Here is a 19,956-nt window from a genome sequence, read left to right as displayed (position 1 = left end):
GCACATTTAGTTTGGATCATTTGTGATCTGATTTCCTTGCGGTGGCGTAACACAGTTGAACAGCCCACGGAGCCAGAATGTCCTTTGATGCCCCTCTTCACACCCCGCAACGCATTGCAATCATTGGCGGTGGAATATCTGGACTGTCCGCGGCCTACCTGTTGTCACCCCAGCATGCGGTGACTGTTTTCGAGGCGTCGCCATCCTTGGGGGGTCATGCACGCACGGTGGTCGCGGGGCGGCGTGGGGATCAACCGGTTGATACAGGGTTCATCGTTTTTAACTACGCGAACTACCCGCACTTGACGCGTATGTTTCAAGATCTGGACGTGCCGGTAATTAAAAGCGACATGAGCTTCGGTGCTACCATCAACAACGGACAGATCGAGTACGGGCTGCGCGACCTGCGTGGCATCTTGGCCCAAAAAGAAAACCTAGCGCGGCCTGGCTTCATCCGGATGATGCGCGACATCCTGCGGTTCAATTCCAAGGCTGAGGGTTTGGTTAAAGACGACACCACCAGCATCGGCGAGTTGATGTCGGAACTCAATATGGGGCCGTGGTTCGAGCGGTATTACCTAATGCCAATATGCGGCGCGATCTGGTCGACGCCGCCAGAAGGTATCCGCGCCTTCCCAGCCCGCGCGCTTCTGCGCTTCTTTCGCAACCACGCGCTGTTGAGTGCGACGGGGCAGCACCAGTGGTGGACAGTTGACGGCGGCAGCATCTCTTATCTGACGCGGCTGGAACATCACCTGCGTGGACAGGGGGTCATTATTCGCACCGGAACGCCAGTGCAGACCGTCACACGTGACGGCGCGCAGAGTACTGTCCATGTGAATGGCGGCACTCAGGAGACCTTCGATCAAGTGATTTTCGCTTGCCATTCTGATCAAGCGTTGCGGCTGTTGGATCGCCCGACGCCTGTCGAGCAGGCGGCGCTGTCAGCGATCCGGTTCCAAGACAACCAGATGGTGCTGCACCGCGACATATCCCAAATGCCGAAACGCAAGGCTGCTTGGTCAAGCTGGGTTTACAAGGCCGACACGAGCCGGCCAGAGCCCGCAATTGGCGTGACGTACTGGATGAACCGCCTGCAGAACATCCCCGAAGACGACCCGCTATTTGTGTCCTTGAACCCGTCGGACACGATCCCCGAACACCTCATTTATGATCAGACCGTGTTCCGCCACCCAGTCTTCGACGGACCAGCGCTTGCCGCGCAGAAGAAACTGACGGAGATACAGGGCCAGAACAACACGTGGTTTGCGGGGGCGTATACGCGCAACGGGTTCCATGAGGACGGTTTCGCCAGCGCGGCGCGCATCGTGCGCCTGATGGACCGTCAGTACGCATGACACCGCAGGGAGAGCATATCGCAGGGGAAACAACCCACACGCGACGCGGTGAAATACGCCATAGGTTTCGCTATGGCGTCGACTACGTGATGATTGATCCGGAGGCGACCGGCGACTACCCGCGCCTGTTTTCGCGCAATGGTTTCAATCTTATGTCTGTGCATGATCAAGACCACGGCGGACCACTGAACGCTGGCGCTGGGCCAGACTGGGCGCGCGCCGTCCTTGAGCGCCATGGGTTGACCGACAAAACTGTATCGTTACGATTGTTAACGCAGCCGCGTTTTCTCAGCTACGGGTTCAACCCGGTCAGCTTTTGGTTGGCTTTTAAAGTTGATGCGTTGGTCGCGGTGATCGCCGAAGTGTCCACTCCGTTCGGGGACAGACACTCTTACCTGTGCCATCTTTCGGGGTTCGCACCGATCACCAAAGACAGCCGGATCAAAGCGCCCAAAGCGCTTCATGTGTCGCCGTTCCAAGACGTGAAAGGCAGCTATGAATTTGCCTTTGATATACGCGCCGACCGTATCGCGATCACGATCCTGCACAGCAATCAGGCGGAAGGCGTCGTGGCCACGCTATCTGGCCCACGGGCTGGCTTGACGAACGCCAAGATTGTGCAGGGCAGTTTGCGCCGCCCCATGGGCGCTTTGCGCGTGATGTTCCTTATCCACTGGCAGGCGCTGCGCCTAAAACTGAAGGGCGCCCAATACCGCGCCCATCCCAAACCGCCCACATCTGAGGTGACCGAATGTTCTTAACAAAACGTATCAAACACGACTTTCTCGACAGCTGTGCCCAAATCCGCGATGGAAGCCTACGCCTCTACACGCCTGAGGGTGAGATTCTTGACTTCGGCAATGGCAGCCCTGCCTGCGAAATGAAGCTTTACGATTGGTCGGTGATCAGCGCGGTTGCCGCGCGGGGTGATATAGGTTTGGGCGAAACCTACGTGGCTGGCCTGTGGGACACCCCGTCGATTGAGGCTCTCACAGAGGTGGCGTTGCGCAATGTTCAGCATTTCGAAGGCTACATGTACGGCGGCTTTTGGAACAGTTTGAAGTTCCGGTTTGTGGACCGGATGATGCGCGCCAACTCTGTTAAAGGGGCATCGCGCAACATAAGGGCGCATTACGACGTCGGGAATGAATTCTACCAGCTGTGGCTGGACGAAGGCATGACCTACTCCTCTGCAATATTTGCTGATGGTGACATGGATCTCGTCCGTGGGCAGAACCGCAAATACGACCGAATACTTGGCCGTTTGGGCGACGGTGAGAAGGTGCTTGAGGTGGGATGTGGCTGGGGTGGTTTTGCTGAGCGCGCTGCGGACGCCGGACGGCACGTGACGGGCTTAACGATCTCGCCAAGCCAAAAGGGTTACGCGGATGCGCGTCTTGACGGGCGAGCAGACATTCGGCTGCAAGACTACCGCAAGTGCGAAGGCAAGTTTGACAGCATCGTGTCTATCGAGATGATCGAAGCCGTCGGGGAGAAGTATTGGCCTACATATTTCTCCACGCTTAAAGCGCGGCTTGCCGAAGGCGGGAAAGCTGTCGTTCAGGCGATCACTGTGCCCGACGATTATTTTGACGCATACAGAAACAGCTCGGATTACATCCGCCACTACACCTTTCCCGGCGGCATGCTGCTGACCGATGGCGCCATTGCAGATCAGGCCCGAAAGGCCGGACTGAAGGTAACAGACAGCTATGCCTTTGGTCGTGATTACGCGGCGACTTGTTCCCAGTGGAATGATCGTCTGGCCAGCATGTCTGACCGGATCAAGCGATTGGGGTACGACGAAAAATTCATGCGCAACTGGCACTACTACCTTGCTGTGTGCGCCGCATCCTTCGCGGTTGGGCGGACAGATGTCGTGCAGGTGGAGCTAACCCATGCATAAGATCGAAACCGTTTGGATCATCGGCGCGAGCGAAGGTATCGGGGCAGCGCTTGCGACGGAGTATGCCGATCGCGGCGCACGGCTGATATTGTCTGCACGCTCGGAAGACAAACTAATCGAATTGGCGGACACCTTGGGCGCCAACCACGAGGTGGTGCCGGTAGATGTGAGTGACCGTGCCAGTGTTGATGCGGCTGCGGACGAGGTCTCTGCGCTGGGGCCTGTCGACCGCGTGGTTCACCTGGCGGCGATCTATGACCCCGGAAAAATCGCTGATTTAGACTCTGATATGGCCGCGAAGATTGTGACTGTAAACCTTACGGGAAGCTTCCACATCGCCCAAGTCGCTCCTCCCTTGCTAAAAGCCGGTGGGCAGCTGGCTATCTGCGGGTCGGTGGCGGGCTACTTCGGATTACCCCAAGGCCAGATATATTCTTCAACCAAGGCTGGCGTGATCAACTTGGTCGAGTCCCTGCGATCCGAGCTAGCGGGGCAGGTAGACGTTCGCCTGATTTCGCCGGGGTTTGTCGATACGCGGCTAACCCAGCAAAATGATTTCGACATGCCCGCAGTTATATCAACAGAGGCCGCAGCGAAGGCCATAGCCGACGGGCTTCAATCGGGCGGGTTTGAGGTTCATTTCCCCCGCCGCCTTACGCTCGCGATGAAGTTTTTGCGGCTGTTGCCCTACTGGGCTTCGCTGCGGCTTGCCGGTCGTTTGACCAAATAACTGCGCCAATACACCTGCGTGAAAGAGATCGTTTCCCGCATCTCCGCGCCAAAACCTGAAGGCTGAACACTATGAAAATTGCGTTGCTTTATTTGGCCACAGTGGTGGTTTTTTTCGCATGGGACGCCGTGGGGTTGCGGCATATCGTGAAGCCCGTCTTTGACCGCCATGTCGAACATTTATACGCCGATCCGTTTCGCGTGTTTCCCGCGTTTCTGTTTTACATGGGCTACGTGGGTGGCGTGCTTTGGTTTGTGTCGATCCCAGCGATGCGCGCCGGCGATCCTGTCGGTGCGTTGTTGAACGGCGCGGCGCTGGGTCTGTTTGCCTATGGAACCTACGAGTTCACCAACTACGCCACGTTGCGCGACTGGTCGATGCAACAGGTGGCAGTGGACACCATTTGGGGCGGTATCCTTACGGGGGTTTCGGCTTGGGCAGGCGTGATGATCGTGCGCGCGGTTGCGTGATTATCGACAGTAACGTGGGGTGAATTATGGCGCGTGCACTAGTAATTGGATCGTCGGGTGGCATCGGAAACGCACTCTTAGGTGAGGTGAAGTCGCGGGGGTACGAGGTCGTCGGCGTGTCACGTACGGTCGATGATTTGGACATTACTAGCGAGGGTTCGATCCAACGAGTTCTGGGGCAGCTTACCGGTCCGTTTGAACTTGTTGTCGTGGCCACAGGCGCGTTGGTCGTGGATGGCAACAAACCGGAAAAGACCATCAAGGCCCTCAGCTCGGATGCGCTGATTGGGCAGTTTGCGACCAATGCCGTAGGGCCAGCGTTATTGCTTAAACACTGCCTTACGTTGTTGCCACGGGATGCACCCAGCAAGTTCGCTGTGCTGTCGGCGCGGGTGGGCTCCATTGGGGACAACCACATCGGCGGGTGGCATTCCTACCGCGCATCCAAGGCTGCGTTGAACCAGATCATCCATGGTGCGGCAATTGAATTGGCGCGCAGCCACCCTCAATGCACATGCGCATGCTTGCATCCCGGCACCGTTGAAACGGCATTTACGGCTGATTACGCGAAGACCCATAAAACCGTGCCCCCTGCGCAGGCAGCGCGTAATCTGATTGATGTGGTCGAGGGGCTGGAGCTGGCGCAATCTGGCGGGTTCTTTGATTATGCGGGTGAAGCTGTTCCGTGGTAGGGTCGGCTGGTTGAAGCTCTGCTCTTTCGCAGGTGGGAAAGACAGGCTAAAGCGTCCGCGACCTTCGCCCTCGCGGCGCCCAGAATGGGCCTGTGAGGAGTGACCAACACGCCATAGAGAGGACCGCGCATGCAAACTCCTTACTATCTAATTGATAAGTCACGCTTGCTGGAAAACCTTGAGAAGATTGCGTGGCTAAGAGAGGCCTCCGGCGCGAAATCCCTCCTTGCGTTAAAATGCTTTGCGACGTGGTCGACGTTCGACTTCATGGCGCAGTATATGGACGGCACCACGTCCTCGTCGCTTTACGAAGTCCGCTTGGGGCATGAGACCTTTGCGGGGGAAACTCATGCGTATTCGGTGGCTTACGCGGAGCACGAAATAGCAGAGGTTCTGGCGTGCTCCGACAAGATTATCTTCAATTCCATCAGCCAGCTATTGCGCTTTGGCGATGCGTCGAAGGGGCATGTGCGGGGGCTTCGTGTGAATCCGGGGGTCTCCACCTCGGAGTTTGATTTGGCTGATCCGGCACGCCCTTTCAGTCGCCTAGGCGAGCACGACCCCTCGGAAATTTCAGCGGTTAAAGATCAGGTTAGCGGCTTGATGTTTCACAACAACTGCGAGAACGACGACTTCGCGCGGTTTGATGAAATGCTTGGTTTAATTGAGGATCGTTTCGGCACGATCATCAAAGATATGGAATGGATCAGCCTCGGGGGCGGCATTCACTTTACCGGCGAGGATTACCCGCTTGAACAGCTGGCCGCGCGGCTAAAGACATTCGCGCAAACCTACGGTGTTCAGGTGTATCTGGAGCCGGGCGAAGCTGCCATTACTGGCGCTGCAACTCTGGAAGTCACAGTGCTTGATACGATGCATAACGGCAAGAATTTGGCGATTGTCGATAGCTCCATCGAAGCACATATGTTGGATCTGCTCATTTACCGCGAGCCCGCAAAAATAAGCCCTGACACGGGAGAACATGAGTGGATGATCTGCGGGAAATCCTGTCTGGCCGGCGATATCTTTGGTGAATTCCGCTTTGATGCGCCATTGAAGGCGGGGGACCGGCTTTCGTTTCAGGATGCCGCAGGCTACACAATGGTTAAGAAGAACTGGTTCAACGGGGTGAAAATGCCCAGCATCGCAATCCGTGAACTCGACGGCACAACACGGTTGGTCCGCGAATTTGGCTACGACGATTTTGCAGCCGCATTGTCTTGAAACATACACAAAAGAGGTCTCTTGGATACATGAAACGCAACGTTCTCATCATCGGCGCTGGTGGCGTCGCACAGGTCGTGGCGCATAAATGCGCGCAAAACAACGATGTTCTGGGCGATCTTCATATTGCCAGTCGGACGGTTTCCAAATGCGATGCGATTATTTCCAGCGTCCATGAGAAGTCTGCGATGAAGCAGGACGGTGTATTTGAGGCCCATGCGGTTGACGGTATGGACACGGCTGCGGTTGTCGCGCTGATCCAGAAGACTGGCGCGCAGATTGTGATTAACGTGGGTTCGCCTTTTGTGAATATGACTGTGCTGGAGGCATGCATTCAAACCGGTGCGGCCTATATCGACACGGCCATTCATGAAGACCCCGCCAAGATTTGCGAAACGCCACCTTGGTACGGAAACTACGAGTGGAAGCGGCGCGATGATTGCGCCAAGGCCGGAGTTACCGCGATCCTGGGGGCGGGCTTTGATCCGGGCATGGTTAACGCCTTTGCGCGCTTCGCGATTGATGAGTTCATGGATGACGTGACGTCTATCGACATTGTTGACATTAACGCGGGCGATCACGGCAAGTATTTCTCGACGAATTTCGATCCAGAGATCAACTTTCGCGAATTTACTGGTACCGTCTACAGTTGGCAGGACGGCGCGTGGCAAACGAATAAGATGTTTGAGGTTGGACGCGAATGGGATCTTCCGGTTGTCGGTAAACAGCAAGCCTATATGTCAGGCCACGACGAGGTGCATTCGCTGGCGGCGAACTATCCGCAAGCTGATATCCGTTTCTGGATGGGCTTTGGTGACCATTACATTAATGTGTTTACCGTTCTACAAAATCTGGGGCTGTTGTCGGAACAACCGGTCACTACCGCTGAGGGCTTGGAAGTTGTGCCTTTGAAGGTAGTGAAGGCCGTGCTGCCGGACCCTTCCAGTTTAGCGCCAAACTATACGGGCAAGACCTGTATTGGGGATGTCGTTAAAGGTGTCAAAGACGGAGAAGAGGTAGAGGTGTTCGTCTACAATGTCGCCGACCACAAAGAGGCTTTTAACGAGGTAGGCAGCCAAGGGATTTCCTACACTGCGGGCGTGCCACCGGTGGCAATGGCGATGTTGATCGCGGACGGGACATACGACGGCGGCACCATGGTTAACGTGGAAGAGCTGGACCCCAAGCCGCTATTCACGTTGCTCGACACGATCGGCCTGCCGACCCGTGTCAAAGATGCCAATGGCGATCGAGAATGGAACCGCGCCTGAGTTAATAGCAAGCCCCCCTTAAACGACATCATCGGTTTTGGGGGGCTTGTGCGCTCTACATTGTCGCTCGCCCCGAAACGGTTAACTGGACGTGTCAGGCAAAACTGATGTGTTTGTTCAGCGGAAGTTTCCTTATGCGCTGACCGGTGGCCGCGAAGATGGCGTTTGCCAAGGCGGGGGCAGCAGGTGGCACGCATGGCTCCCCGATGCCCCTGATCTTTGACGCGTTGCTTAGGGCCTTCATCTCAATCACAGGCGTTTGATACAGTCGTATGCTTTCGTAGGTGTCAAAATTGTTTTGCTCCGGCATGTGATCCGCATAAGTGAGTTCAGCGCCCATCGCGTGGCCAAGGCCGAAGATGATCCCCCCTGTGACCTGCGCTTCGAAGTTGCTTGGGTCAAGAACCGGACCGCTGTCGACGACACAGTAAACCTTGTCGATCCGAATGCCCGCTTCGGTGTTCGTGACTTCGACCACTTGCGCCACGGGAACTCCGAACGACATGCAGAAGGCCACACCGCGTCCGCGATTTTCACCTAAGTCGGTACCGGCCCAGTTCGACAAATCGCCAACTGCTTCCAGTACCTTGCGAGAGGTGTCATGACCGCACAGACGAATTCGCTCAGCCAGCGGGTCAGCGCCTGCCGCGTGAATCAACTCGTCCAAAAAACCGTCGTGCATGAAGCCGTTACTCGATGCCCCGACCGAGCGCCAAGATGACACCGGCACCATGTCCGGCGCGCGGTAGCCTGTGACGCGGTAGTGCGGGATGTCGAAGGGTTGATCCCACGAACCTGTGGTTATCGTCGCGTCAGGGCCGGGGATGGACATGTCCATCAGGCGGCCAAACCAACTGGATGCCATTGCCGACTGGCCCACCGATAAATCAAAGGCTGCAACCTTGCCGTCTACGACCTTACCGCGCGCTTTGGAGACAGCGGCAGGGCGGGGGTAATCGTGGGTCATGTCCTCCTCGCGCGACCACGTCATTTTGACTGGTGTGCCCTTTACGGCCATGGCGAGCTCAACGGTTTGTTCCACGTGGGTCATCTCCAGCCTGTGACCAAAGCTGCCGCCCATGGGTTGCACGTAGACGAAGACCTGTTCAGCGGGGATGCCTGTGATTTTCGCGGCCTTGTCACGGATGAACAGCGGGATTTGTGTGCCTGTCCAGATTTCGCACGCGTCGTCGGTGACCCGCACGGTGGCGTTCATTGGCTCCAGTGGTGCGTGGGCCAAATACGGAATCCGGTATGAGGCCTCAATTACCTCTCCGTCTGCCAAGGCGTCATCCACGTTTCCGTCGTCCCGTTGGCGGTGATCATAGGCGTCCTCATCACCGATGGCAGCTTCGAGCGTTTCGAAAATTTCGGCGGAGGTCGCGGGGTAATCTGCCGGACCCCATTCGATGTTGAGCGCGTTGACGGCTTGGATAGCGCGCCACGTGTTGTCGGCAATGACGCCCACGCCATGTTTGACCGGCACAATTCGTTCCACCCCGCGCATGCCTTGCGCAGCAGTGGCATCAAAGCCCACGACGTAGCCACCAATGCCGGGATTGGCGCGGACGGAGGCAAACAACATCCCCTCCATTGAATGATCGATCCCGTAGGTTTCCGTGCCCGTGCATTTCGCCACCATGTCTAGCCGTGGGGTGTTTGCCTTCCCCAGTATGCGCCATTCGCTTGGATCGCGTAGCGAGACATCGGTGACCGGCGGCGTTCCGGCGGCGTCAGCGGCAAGCTCTGTATAGGCAATTTTGCTGCCGTCTGGCAGGACCACGTGACCGTCTTCTGTCCGCAGATCGGCGCGCGCAAGGCCGGTTTTGTTTGCGGCTACCTGTTTCAGGGTCTCACGGGCAACAGCGCCTGCCATGCGTAGGTTCACGTAGCTGTCTGGTACGGTCGAGGAGCCGCCAGTGATTTGCATTTGCAATAGCTTCGCGGGAACTGCCATGAAGCTGCGCATAGCTTCCGCAATGGCGCCTTGATCATAGGCGGGGAAGGGGACGGCTTCAGCCAACACGGTGCCGTTGTAGTAAGCGGGGCCGGGCATTCCGGGGGTCACAGTGGCGGTGCGCGGGTCGATATCCAGCTCTTCCGCAATAAGATTGGCCTGAATGGAATAAGCCCCCTGACCTTTATCCGCGCGCGGTGTGATCAAGGTTACCCCCGAGGCGTCTATTTTGACGTAGGGTGTGATCGCGGCCTCACCATCCGCAAGATCGTTCAGCAGCGGGTTCGGGATCGCGCGTTTAGCAAGATATGTCCCAAACGCGACGCCACCCACGATTGCGGCTGATCCGATAATGAACGTACGGCGGGCGATTTTTCCGGCTTTGCTCATGTTCTACGCTCCGTTCAGCTTAGCGGCTGCGGTTTTCACCGCGGCGCGGATGCGTGGGTAAGTGCCGCAGCGGCACAGGTTGGCGGACATAGCGTCGTCAATTTCCTCATCCGTTGGCGCAGGGGTGCTGATCAAAAAAGACGCAGCCGCCATGATCTGCCCAGATTGGCAGTAGCCGCATTGCGCCACTTGATGCTCAATCCATGCGTCTTGCACGGCGTGCAGCGCAGCCGGAGTTCCGAGGCCTTCGATCGTAGTGATCTGTCCCTCCACATCACCAACTTCCAATTGGCAAGATCGGACCGCCTCCCCGTCAACATGCACCGTGCACGCCCCGCATTGGGCAATGCCACAGCCGTACTTCGGGCCGGTAATCCCCAATTCGTCACGCAGGACCCACAGAAGGGGCATTTCTGGCTCGACATCAACGTCGTGAGTCGTGCCGTTCACGGTCAGCTTCATTGCGGAAATCCTTTTTGCCATGGCTTGCCACAGTATAGAGCGCCGGTGGAGAAGCGCGAGCTACGAAATCGTCATGCTTTCTGCGAGAAGACATCCTTTGGTGTGTGTAACCGAAGATGGCGGATGAAGGCCCTCGCGACCCGTGAGGTTGGCCGGTGCTCCGGACTGACGATGTAACTTCTGTAGGCGATTGGCGACGCGAAGGGTCGGAACACCATGTCGTCGGAGCGGTACTGAACCACGGGGAAAGGGTTCACGACCGTCACACCAAGACCTTCCTTTGCAAGGTCAACGGCGGCGATGGAGGTTGAGACCTCTGCGACGATGCGTGGGGCGCTGCGGCAGCTGTGAAGGATGTTTTCCAGCTGCGCGCGTCTGGCATGGCGGTGTGATATTGCAATTAGTGACTGTTCGTTCAGGTCTTCCGGGTGGATAGTATCCCGTTCCGCCAATGGGTGATCACTCGCCATGGCACAGACTGCGCTGGAGGTGCGGAACAACGTCAGCTTTACGCCGTCACGCGACAGCTCGACGCCGGTAAAGCCGAGGTCGAACCGTTCCTCTAAAATGCCGCGAATAACGTCCTCCGAGGAAGCCACTTCCAAGCTGAGGTGAAAATGCGGGTTGGTCGTCAGGAAGGTGGCAATGTGATGCACCAGGAAGCGGTGGGCGTAGGTGGGTGGAGCTACGATCCGCAGCGTTTCACGTTCCACTTCTGGCGGGCCGTCGATCCGGTCGAGTGCGGCAAAGAGTGGGTCAAGGCGGCGGTTCATCTGGACGGCTTCGTCGGTGGGGCGCAAACGTCCGCCTTCACGCTCGAAGAGCATCCGTCCGGTTCGCTCTTCCAAGCTTGCGATCGACCGACTGACTGCGGACTGCGATAAACCCAGCCGAATAGCCGCCTGCGAGGTGGTGCCATTTTCCATTAACGCCCTTAGCGCTTGGTACTCCGGCAAGCTGTGCCATGTCTTCGTGGCCATCTGACCCTCTGCAAAAGCCTCATACAGCTATGATCTAATATCATGATGTTAACTGTGGTCTATGAGAAATCCTCGCCTAAGGTGGTCCGATAGGTTTTTGAGGGGATGCTGGGGTGACGACTGAAACATCGCCGTTGATTTTCGACGGACACAACGATGCGTTATTAAAACTGTACCGTGCTGGCGGAACGTCCGCCGCAGACGGTTTTTTGACCGGACGCGACGGCGCGATTGATGTGCCTTCATCGAAAGCGGGCGGGTTCGGCGGTGGCTTCTTCGCTGTCTATGTCCCGTCCCCCGTCGATCTGGAATTCAAGTTTGAGGAGATGGCGAAGGCTAGCTACGATCTGCCCTTGCCTGATGCCATAGATTGGGAAGACGCATTTCCCGTCGCCATGTCCCAAGCCGCCATTTTGTTTGATCTGGAGCGGCGCGGCGCATTGAAGGTGTGCACAACTGCTGCCCAGCTTCGCGCGACGTTGGGTAGCGGCGTAATGGCTGCGATTTTCCACATTGAAGGCGCAGAGGCAATAGATGCGGAGCTCAACACGCTAGAGGTTCTCTACCGTGCTGGTTTGCGGTCAATCGGGCCGGTATGGAGTCGCCCGACAATCTTCGGGCATGGCGTGCCGTTCCGGTACCCCAGCGGCCCTGACACTGGTTTGGGATTAACAGACCACGGATTGCGGCTGGTCAAACGTTGCGATGAGTTAGGAATAATGGTGGACTTGTCACACCTAAACGAAGCAGGCTTCTGGGATGTGGCAAGGCATTCGTCGAAGCCGCTGGTGGCGACACACTCCAATGCGCATGTGATTTGTCCACACAGCCGGAATTTGACTGACAAGCAGTTGGCGGCAATTCGTGAAAGCGACGGGATGGTGGGGTTGAACTTTGCGGTCGCATTTTTGCGTGAAGACGGGCGTATGCTTGCAGACGTCCCGCTAGAGCAGATGCTGAGGCACCTCGATCACTTGATCGAGCACCTTGGTGAGGATCGGGTGGGCTTTGGCTCAGATTACGATGGGGCCGTTGTCCCGGAGGAGCTTACCTCTTGTGCAGGGCTGCCCAAATTGAGGCACGCGATGGCGAAACACGGCTACAACGATGCGTTGATGGCTAAACTTTGTCACGAAAACTGGCTGCGTGTGCTGGAAAAAACATGGGGGGAATAACCGCCCTATAGCCGGATAGATTTCAGTGAAACGGAACAGGAGAGGTTCTAGAAATGAATGCTTTAAACAAACTTCTGACAAGCGCGGCCATCGGTCTGGCTGTCGGCGTTACATCATTTTCGGCGGTGGCGGAAACGCCGGCGAACATGCTTGTTATTGCGCACCGCATCGACGACGTCACAACGGTTGACCCTGCCGAGAGCTTCGAGTTCGCGGGCTCCGACATCAGCCGCAACGTTTACGGTCGGTTGGTGAACCTTGATCCGGCTGATCTGGCCGCTGGCTATCAGCCAGATTTGGCTGAGAGTTGGGAGGTCTCCGAGGATGGTAAATCCATTACGTTTACAATGCGCGAGGGCGTGAAGTTCCACTCCGGTAACCCTGTGACGGCGGAAGATGCGGCGTTCTCGCTGCAACGTGCGGTGATTTTGAACAAGACGCCTGCATTTATTCTAACGCAGTTCGGCTTTACCCCTGAAAACGCGACAGAGACGATCAAGGCCGATGGCAACACGCTGACTATCACTACCGACAAGAAGTACGCCACGTCTTTTGTGCTGAACTGTCTGACCGCCACAATCGGCGGGATTGTTGACAAGGCTGTAGTGATGGCCAACGAAGTTGACGGCGACATGGGCAACACTTGGCTGAAGACCAATTCCGCAGGTTCCGGTCCATATATTCTGAACAGCTGGAAGCCGAACGAGAGCGTCACCCTGACGTCGAACCCAGAATACTACGGCGGGGCGCCTGCGATGGAGCGCGTGATCGTGCGCCACGTCACTGAAAGCGCGTCGCAACGCCTGCTGCTCGAGCGCGGCGACATTGATATCGCCCGCAACCTTAATCCGGAAGACATCGCCGGTGTGATGAGCGCTGATGGCGTAAAAGTCGACGACGAGTTGAAAGGTCGCTTGATGTATCTGGCGCTTAACCAGAAGCACCCTGTGTTGTCGAAGCCGGAGGTGCGCCAAGCGTTCAAATATCTGATCGACTACGAAGGCATGCGCGACAGTTTCTTGAAGGGGCAGTATACGATCCATCAAAACTTCCTCCCCGCGACATACCTTGGTGCGTCGGAAGAAAACCCGTTTAGCTACAATATCGAGAAGGCCAAAGAGTTGTTGGCCGCCGCCGGTGTTGAGGGGCTAGAGGTTGAGATTGGCGTGCGCGAAGCACAAGAGCGCATTGAAATCGGTCAGGCGTTCCAGAACGCTGCGGCGCAGGCTGGCATCAAGGTTAACATCACCGTAGGCACCGCGAAGCAAATCTTGGCCCGTTACCGTGCGCGTGAGTTGGACGTGTATCTGGGCGCTTGGGGGCCGGATTATCCTGATCCGCAAACAAACGCGGGGACTTTTGCCTATAATCCAGACAACTCCGACGAGGCGAATGCCACGGGCCTATTGGCATGGCGGACTGGCTGGGACGCGGGTGGTTTGACGGAAAAGGTTGAGGCAGCGGTGACCGAAGGGGACCGTGAGAAACGGGTTCAGATGTATCTGGATATCCAAGAGGAGTTCCGTGAAATCTCGCCGTTCGTGATGATGTTCCAACAGATAGAGCAGTCCGCCTTGCGCGATAACGTGGCGAACTGGTCCACGGGGCAGGCCGTGACGGCTGCCGCTTACTGGCAGGTCACGAAGTAAATGGCGTTTGCCGAAGATGGAAACGGGGGGCGCCCCGATCGGGCGCCCCTTTCACATAAGCTATGGCCGCTGGTGCGCGGCACGGTGATGACGCTTAGCTCGATTGCGGTGACACTTCTGGGGCTCTTGTTTGTCACCTTTATCATCGGTCGCGTTATGCCGATTGATCCCGTGCTGGCCATTGTTGGCGAGCGGGCGTCACAGGAAACTTATAACGAAGTCTACCTGCAACTCGGGCTTGATAAGCCGCTGCTGGTACAGTTTTTCTATTACCTTTGGGATGTGCTGCACCTTGATTTCGGGATCTCCTTGTTGAATGCGCGGCCTGTGTCCGAGGATATTGCGCGCGTCTTTCCTGCAACCCTGGAGCTTGCGACGATCGGCATCATCATCGGGGTTGTCCTTGGTGTGCCCTTGGGGGTTCTGGCGGCAGTGCGCAAAGGGTCTTGGATCGATCAGGTCGCCCGCGTGCTGGCGTTGGTCGGATATTCGATGCCGATTTTTTGGCTTGGACTTATGGGGCTGCTCGTCTTCTACGGCATCCTTGGCTGGGTCGGTGGGCCGGGGCGCGTCGGTATTTTCTACATTGATGTTGTGCCTAGTGTCACAGGCCTGATTTTGGTCGACGCGTTGCTGGACGGAAATTGGGATGTGTTCAAAGACGCATTCAGCCACATCATCCTGCCCGCGTCGCTGCTGGGATATTATTCGCTTGCCTATGTGAGCCGTATGACGCGGTCGTTTATGCTGGAACAGCTCAGTGCTGAATATGTGACCACCGCGCGTGTCAAAGGCATGTCCGAATGGGATGTTGTGTGGAAACACGCCTTTAAGAACATTCGGGTGCAATTGATTACCGTGATCGCGCTGAGTTACGCGGGGCTGCTCGAGGGATCGGTGCTTACCGAGATCATCTTCAGTTGGCCGGGGATCGGCAGCTACATCACGACAGCACTTCTTAGCGCGGATATGAATGCGGTTCTGGGTGGCACAGTTGTCGTCGGGCTCATCTTTATCTTGCTCAATATCTTCTCAGACCTGCTCTACAAGGTCTTCGACCCGAGGGCTAAATGATGGCCGAAACACAAACTCTTCGTGAGTGGCTACTGACCGAGACGCCCACGTCCCGCCGTCATGCCAAAATCTCTGCAGTTTACCAAGGCTGGCTGTCCTTTCGCTCCAACACGATGGCGATGATTGGTTTAGCCATTTTGGTGCTACTGGTCTTCGTCGCGGCTGCTGCGCCGTTGCTGTCGCCGCATGACCCCTTCGTGCAGGACCTTGGCAATCGGCTGTTGCCACTGGGAACGGGGGGGCACATTTTGGGCACAGACAGTTTGGGCCGCGATATTTTGTCCCGACTGATCTACGGCGCACGGATCACCCTCTACATCGTGGCGCTGGTGGCGTTAATCGCGCCAATCGCCGGCCTGTTGGTTGGCACGGTATCGGGGTACGTTGGCGGCTGGACAGATACGGTTTTGATGCGGGTCACGGATATTTTCTTGGCCTTCCCGCGTCTGGTCCTTGCGTTAGCGTTTGTAGCAGCTTTGGGGGCTGGGATTGAAAATGCCGTGCTGGCAATTTCGCTCACGGCGTGGCCACCCTATGCACGCATCGCGCGGGCGGAGACGTTGACCATCCGGTCCTCCGATTTTATCAGCGCGATCCAGTTGCAAGGGGCGGGGCCGCTGCGGATCATCACCGGCCATATCTGGCCGCTGTGCATTTCGTCGTTGATTGTGCGCGTCACGCTGGACATGGCGGGGATCATTCTGGCCGCCGCGGGGCTTGGCTTCCTTGGACTTGGTGCACAACCTCCCAGCCCTGAGTGGGGTGCGATGATATCTGAAGGACGCCGATTTATCTTGGATCACTGGTGGGTTGCCACCATGCCGGGCTTAGCGATTTTTACGGTATCCTTGGCGTTTAACCTGCTTGGCGATGGTTTGCGCGATGTTCTTGATCCGAAGGCAGGTGAATGATGAGCACTTTGTTGGATGTCGAGAATTTATGGGTTCGCTTCCCGTCACGAAACGGGGTGTTCGATGCGGTACGCGGTGTGTCTTTCACACTGGGGCGGGAACGGCTGGGGATCGTTGGCGAAAGCGGGTCTGGCAAGTCCATGACGGGGCGCGCGATTTTGCGGCTGATCCGGTCGCCTGGGATTGTTGAGGCGGATCAGATCAGCCTTGATGGCACGGATCTGATGAAGCTGTCAGAGAAAGACATGAGAGCGGTGCGCGGGCAGCGGATCAGCATGGTGATGCAGGATCCAAAGTTCTCACTCAATCCGGTGATGACGATAGGGGACCAGATCATTGAAGCGTACCGGCTGCACAGCGCCGCCTCTAAGGCGCAAGCTTATGCCAAATCTGTGGAGATGTTGGAGGCGGTCTCAATCCGAAATCCAGAACGAGTCATGCGCGCCTATCCACACGAGATGTCGGGCGGCATGGGGCAACGGATCATGATCGCGATGATGCTGATCCCGAACCCTGAAATTCTGATCGCGGACGAGCCAACATCGGCACTGGACGTATCGGTGCAGCGTCAAGTGTTGAGTATCATGGACAAGCTGGTGAAAGATCGGGGAATGGGGCTGATTTTTATTAGCCACGATCTGAACTTGGTCGCAGATTTTTGTGACCGTGTGCTGATTATGTACGCAGGCCGAATTGTGGAGGTGTGCGACGCTGATAAACTACATGATGCGAAGCATCCTTATACCCGTGGCTTGCTAAATTCATTGCCGCGTTTGGACGTACCAAGGGACAGACTGGATGTGCTGGAGCGCGACCCAGAGTGGTCGGTGGCCCTAAGTGTGAGTGCGCGCGTATGAATAAGCTTTCGGTCAATGGTCTGAACGTCTGGTTCGGGAAACAACGCGACCGCGTGAACGCGGTTAAAGGCGCGACATTTGATGTGGCCCAAGGCGAAAGCTTTGGCTTGGTCGGGGAAAGTGGGTCGGGGAAATCCACGATTTTGCGGGCGATTACCGGCTTGGCACCGAACTGGTCGGGTAAGGTGGAACTCGATGGGCGCGCAATTGGAAAGGTGCGCCCGAAGTCGTTTTTCAAGACTGTTCAAATGGTCTTTCAAGACCCTTACGCGTCCCTGCACCCACGCCATTCGGTGGATCAGGTCTTGGGGGAAACGTTGCATTTGCACGGCTTCAGGGACATCGACGCCCGTGTTGTGAAGCTTCTTGATGACGTGGGGTTGGGGCAGAAATTCAGATTTCGGTATCCGCACCAGTTGTCCGGGGGCCAGCGCCAGCGCGTCGCGATAGCGCGCGCTTTGGCGCCGGAGCCAGAGTTGCTGCTTCTGGATGAACCGACATCTGCATTGGATGTATCGGTGCAAGCTGAAATCCTGAACCTGCTGGCCGACCTAAGGCGCGACCGTGATCTCACCTATGTTATGGTGTCTCATGATCTGTCGGTCGTCGGCCACATGTGTGACCGACTGGCTGTTATGAAGGATGGCCATATCGTAGAGATATTGGACGTCGATGCCTTGCGATCTATGAAAGCGTCACACCCGTACTCAAAGCAGTTACTTGAAGCGTCGCTTGGTTAGATCGTGATTTTGGACAAGTCGAGAGGGACCAACGCGCCCTTTCGGCCGATGACCTGACCCGCAATCTGGGATGCGGATCGGATCAACTCTTCCATGGACGTGGCGCGGTCCAGTCCCGCGAAGAAGCCCGCGTTGAAGCTGTCGCCAGCAGATGTGGTGTCAACAATATCGCCCACAGCTGGCGGATCAATGTGGTGGCTGAACCCCTCGTGGATATAATGCACAGCGCCTGCACCATTTTTAATGACGACAGTTTTTGCGCCTGCACCGAGGTAGCGGATGCCTGTTGCCTCGATGTTAGCATCGCCGAAAAAGTCTGCTTCGTCATCGTAGGACGGTAGGATGATGTCGCTGACGGCGGCGGCTTTCATCACCATCGTAGTCATCTCATCAGTGCTTGCCCACAGGCGGGGGCGCAGGTTGGAATCGAAGGCGATCCGCTTGCCGTCCGCCCGCGCGGCACTCAGCGCGTCCAACAGCGTTTGGCGCCCTTGGGGGTCCAAGATGGCAAGGCTAATGCCGGAGAAATAGATCAGATCCGAGTCTTGCATCGCGCGCTTCAGCAGTTCCGCGTCTTGAGCCAGCTTCCGCGCGGCTGACTGCTCGCGCCAGTAAGAAAAACTGCGTTCTCCATCCTTGAGGGAAATGAGGTACAGCCCGACAGAGCGAACAGGGTCTTGCGCAATAAATGAGGTGTTAACGCCAGCCCCAGACATCATGTCCAACATGGCGTTAGATACAGCGTCGGTGCCTACACGAGTAAAGTAACTGGTTTCTACATCTGGGCGTAGTGTGCGCATGTACCAGGACGTGTTGAAGGTATCGCCAGCAAAGCCCATGTGAAATTCATTCGCTTGATCAAGCGGTGCCAACTCCACCATGCACTCTCCGATAGATAGGAACTTTTTGAATTGTCCGAGAACCGGTTGAGTGAGTTGTAGCTGGCTGGATGACGTCATTATTCTGGACCTATTTCGGTGTCGTTAAAAGAAACCGTCGCTGCGAGGGGCTGAGTTAGCCGCCATCACATTGCCCTTGGAATGGAAAGGCTTTGCGACCGTGTGAGCTGCTGTGGTGTTGCTGCTTATCCTACAGTTAGTCGGTCATGCCAATTTAGTTTTTGCGAATACGGTCTCCGGCCCACCCGACAGATGGCAAGCGAGCCGCGAGAAGCAGCCAAAGAGCCTAGCTGAACAGCATGCCGCCGTTGATATCCATGTTGGTGCCCGTGATGAAGGCAGAGTCGTCACAAGACAGAAACAGCACAAGGTTGGCGATGTCGAGCGGCAAGCCTTGGCGTTTCAACGGCGATGCGTTTTCCACAAAAGTGCGGACCTCTGGCTTGGTGAAGATGTTGTGAAAGTCGGTGTCGATCATGCCAGGGCAGATGGCGTTCACGCGAATGTCTGGGCCCAGTTCTTTGGCAAGGCCGCGTGTCATCGTCATAACCGCACCTTTGGATGCAGCATAGGCCACGGAGCCCGGACCTCCGCCGTCGCGGCCTGCTTGGCTTGCAAGGTTCACGATTGCCCCCGACTTCATATGTGCGAGGCAGGCTTTGATCATCAGAAAGGTGCTGGTGAGGTTGAGGTCCATCACCGTTGTCCAGTGCTCCAACGACATCTCCGCGATGGTCTTACGCGCGACCAGCCCGCCGGTGTTGTTAACAAGTATATCGACGCCGCCGAATTCGGCGACAGTCTTAGCGACCAAGGCATCAACGCCTTCTTGGCCGTTGATATCCGCTTGCAGTGCGAATGCCTTGCCGCCCGCAGCAGTTATTTCTGCGACAGCGCTGTCAGCGCCTTCGCTGCTAGAGAAGTAATTGATAGCAACGTTTGCGCCTTCTTCGGCCAAGCGGATCGCACATGCCCGCCCAATATCGCGCCCGCCGCCTGTAATGATCGCGGTTTTACCTGCAAGTTTCATGTGGTGTCCTTCCTGAGTTCGATGTCGCGAGCGCCGCGGTTCGGGCGTGCCAACGCTAGTGCAGCGTGTGGTGATGGCGGGATTTCAATCGCCTAGGTTCGCGAGTTAGTATACCGGAGGCCAAACTGACATACTAGTATAAAATGAATGTCGAGCAAACGGCCGACTTGGTTCGACCACC

The 19,956-nt window shown here is 56.7% G+C and carries 19 protein-coding genes; 14 read left to right on the top strand and 5 right to left on the bottom strand.

The features are described from left to right. The first annotated feature begins 77 nt into the window (after window positions 1-77). From BLW66_RS05665 to BLW66_RS05630, 8 genes are all read left to right on the top strand, one after another. A complete protein-coding gene (locus BLW66_RS05665; RefSeq protein WP_089945963.1) occupies window positions 78-1,358 on the top strand; it encodes an NAD(P)/FAD-dependent oxidoreductase in 1,281 nt (426 codons plus the stop codon). Continuing rightward, window positions 1,355-2,119, top strand: coding sequence for a DUF1365 domain-containing protein (locus BLW66_RS05660; protein ID WP_089945962.1), 765 nt, complete (start codon window positions 1,355-1,357; stop codon window positions 2,117-2,119). The genes BLW66_RS05665 and BLW66_RS05660 overlap by 4 nt, the downstream gene beginning before the upstream one ends. Next, window positions 2,110-3,264, top strand: a complete 1,155-nt coding sequence (locus tag BLW66_RS05655; RefSeq protein ID WP_089945961.1) for an SAM-dependent methyltransferase — start codon at window positions 2,110-2,112, stop codon at window positions 3,262-3,264. Before BLW66_RS05660 ends, BLW66_RS05655 begins: the two co-directional genes overlap by 10 nt. Further along, window positions 3,257-3,994, top strand: coding sequence for an SDR family NAD(P)-dependent oxidoreductase (locus tag BLW66_RS05650; protein WP_089945960.1), 738 nt, complete (start codon window positions 3,257-3,259; stop codon window positions 3,992-3,994). Before BLW66_RS05655 ends, BLW66_RS05650 begins: the two co-directional genes overlap by 8 nt. 71 nt (window positions 3,995-4,065) lie before the next feature. Next, window positions 4,066-4,464, top strand: coding sequence for a DUF2177 family protein (locus tag BLW66_RS05645; RefSeq protein ID WP_089945959.1), 399 nt, complete (start codon window positions 4,066-4,068; stop codon window positions 4,462-4,464). Window positions 4,465-4,490: 26 nt separating this feature from the next. Further along, complete coding sequence (locus tag BLW66_RS05640; RefSeq protein WP_089945958.1) at window positions 4,491-5,156, top strand: SDR family NAD(P)-dependent oxidoreductase; 666 nt, start codon at window positions 4,491-4,493, stop codon at window positions 5,154-5,156. A 129-nt stretch (window positions 5,157-5,285) separates the two neighbouring features. Then, window positions 5,286-6,380 (top strand): carboxynorspermidine decarboxylase, encoded by a 1,095-nt coding sequence (locus BLW66_RS05635; protein ID WP_089945957.1) that lies wholly within the window; start codon window positions 5,286-5,288, stop codon window positions 6,378-6,380. 29 nt (window positions 6,381-6,409) lie between these two features. Then, entirely contained in the window at window positions 6,410-7,651 is a 1,242-nt protein-coding gene (locus BLW66_RS05630) for a saccharopine dehydrogenase family protein (protein WP_089945955.1), read from the top strand. Window positions 7,652-7,745: 94 nt separating this feature from the next. Here BLW66_RS05630 and BLW66_RS05625 read toward each other — a convergent pair whose 3' ends face one another. From BLW66_RS05625 to BLW66_RS05615, 3 genes are all read right to left on the bottom strand, one after another. Beyond that, window positions 7,746-9,998 (bottom strand): xanthine dehydrogenase family protein molybdopterin-binding subunit, encoded by a 2,253-nt coding sequence (locus tag BLW66_RS05625; protein WP_089945953.1) that lies wholly within the window; start codon window positions 9,996-9,998, stop codon window positions 7,746-7,748. Between the two features lie 3 nt (window positions 9,999-10,001). Beyond that, window positions 10,002-10,460 carry a (2Fe-2S)-binding protein gene (locus BLW66_RS05620; protein ID WP_089945951.1) on the bottom strand — a complete coding sequence of 153 codons (459 nt, stop codon included), beginning with the start codon at window positions 10,458-10,460 and terminating at the stop codon, window positions 10,002-10,004. A 71-nt stretch (window positions 10,461-10,531) separates the two neighbouring features. Continuing rightward, window positions 10,532-11,440 carry a LysR family transcriptional regulator gene (locus tag BLW66_RS05615; RefSeq protein ID WP_089945949.1) on the bottom strand — a complete coding sequence of 303 codons (909 nt, stop codon included), beginning with the start codon at window positions 11,438-11,440 and terminating at the stop codon, window positions 10,532-10,534. A 113-nt stretch (window positions 11,441-11,553) separates the two neighbouring features. Here BLW66_RS05615 and BLW66_RS05610 point away from each other — a divergent pair, with 113 nt between their 5' ends. From BLW66_RS05610 to BLW66_RS05585, 6 genes are all read left to right on the top strand, one after another. Next, on the top strand, window positions 11,554-12,615 hold the full coding sequence (locus BLW66_RS05610) for a dipeptidase (protein WP_089945947.1): 1,062 nt from the start codon (window positions 11,554-11,556) through the stop codon (window positions 12,613-12,615). Window positions 12,616-12,668: 53 nt separating this feature from the next. Then, window positions 12,669-14,264, top strand: a complete 1,596-nt coding sequence (locus BLW66_RS05605) for an ABC transporter substrate-binding protein (protein ID WP_089945945.1) — start codon at window positions 12,669-12,671, stop codon at window positions 14,262-14,264. An 87-nt stretch (window positions 14,265-14,351) separates the two neighbouring features. Then, window positions 14,352-15,338: an ABC transporter permease gene (locus BLW66_RS05600; RefSeq protein WP_244508589.1), complete on the top strand. Its 987-nt coding sequence runs from the start codon at window positions 14,352-14,354 to the stop codon at window positions 15,336-15,338. Continuing rightward, entirely contained in the window at window positions 15,338-16,249 is a 912-nt protein-coding gene (locus BLW66_RS05595) for an ABC transporter permease (protein ID WP_394197426.1), read from the top strand. The genes BLW66_RS05600 and BLW66_RS05595 overlap by 1 nt, the downstream gene beginning before the upstream one ends. Further along, complete coding sequence (locus BLW66_RS05590) at window positions 16,249-17,106, top strand: ABC transporter ATP-binding protein (RefSeq protein WP_089945939.1); 858 nt, start codon at window positions 16,249-16,251, stop codon at window positions 17,104-17,106. The genes BLW66_RS05595 and BLW66_RS05590 overlap by 1 nt, the downstream gene beginning before the upstream one ends. Next, entirely contained in the window at window positions 17,103-17,846 is a 744-nt protein-coding gene (locus BLW66_RS05585; RefSeq protein ID WP_089945937.1) for an ABC transporter ATP-binding protein, read from the top strand. The genes BLW66_RS05590 and BLW66_RS05585 overlap by 4 nt, the downstream gene beginning before the upstream one ends. Here BLW66_RS05585 and BLW66_RS05580 read toward each other — a convergent pair. Both BLW66_RS05580 and BLW66_RS05575 read right to left on the bottom strand, forming a co-directional pair. After that, window positions 17,843-18,805 (bottom strand): sugar kinase, encoded by a 963-nt coding sequence (locus BLW66_RS05580; RefSeq protein ID WP_089945935.1) that lies wholly within the window; start codon window positions 18,803-18,805, stop codon window positions 17,843-17,845. The two genes, BLW66_RS05585 and BLW66_RS05580, sit on opposite strands and share 4 nt — an antisense overlap. A 226-nt stretch (window positions 18,806-19,031) precedes the next feature. Then, window positions 19,032-19,775 carry an SDR family NAD(P)-dependent oxidoreductase gene (locus BLW66_RS05575; protein WP_089945933.1) on the bottom strand — a complete coding sequence of 248 codons (744 nt, stop codon included), beginning with the start codon at window positions 19,773-19,775 and terminating at the stop codon, window positions 19,032-19,034. Window positions 19,776-19,956 lie beyond the last annotated feature (181 nt).

It is taken from the genome of Litoreibacter albidus, assembly GCF_900107015.1.
Classification (GTDB): Bacteria; Pseudomonadota; Alphaproteobacteria; order Rhodobacterales; family Rhodobacteraceae; genus Litoreibacter; species Litoreibacter albidus.
Note: the sequence above shows the minus strand (reverse complement) of the source record. Positions and strands in the feature narration are given on the sequence as shown.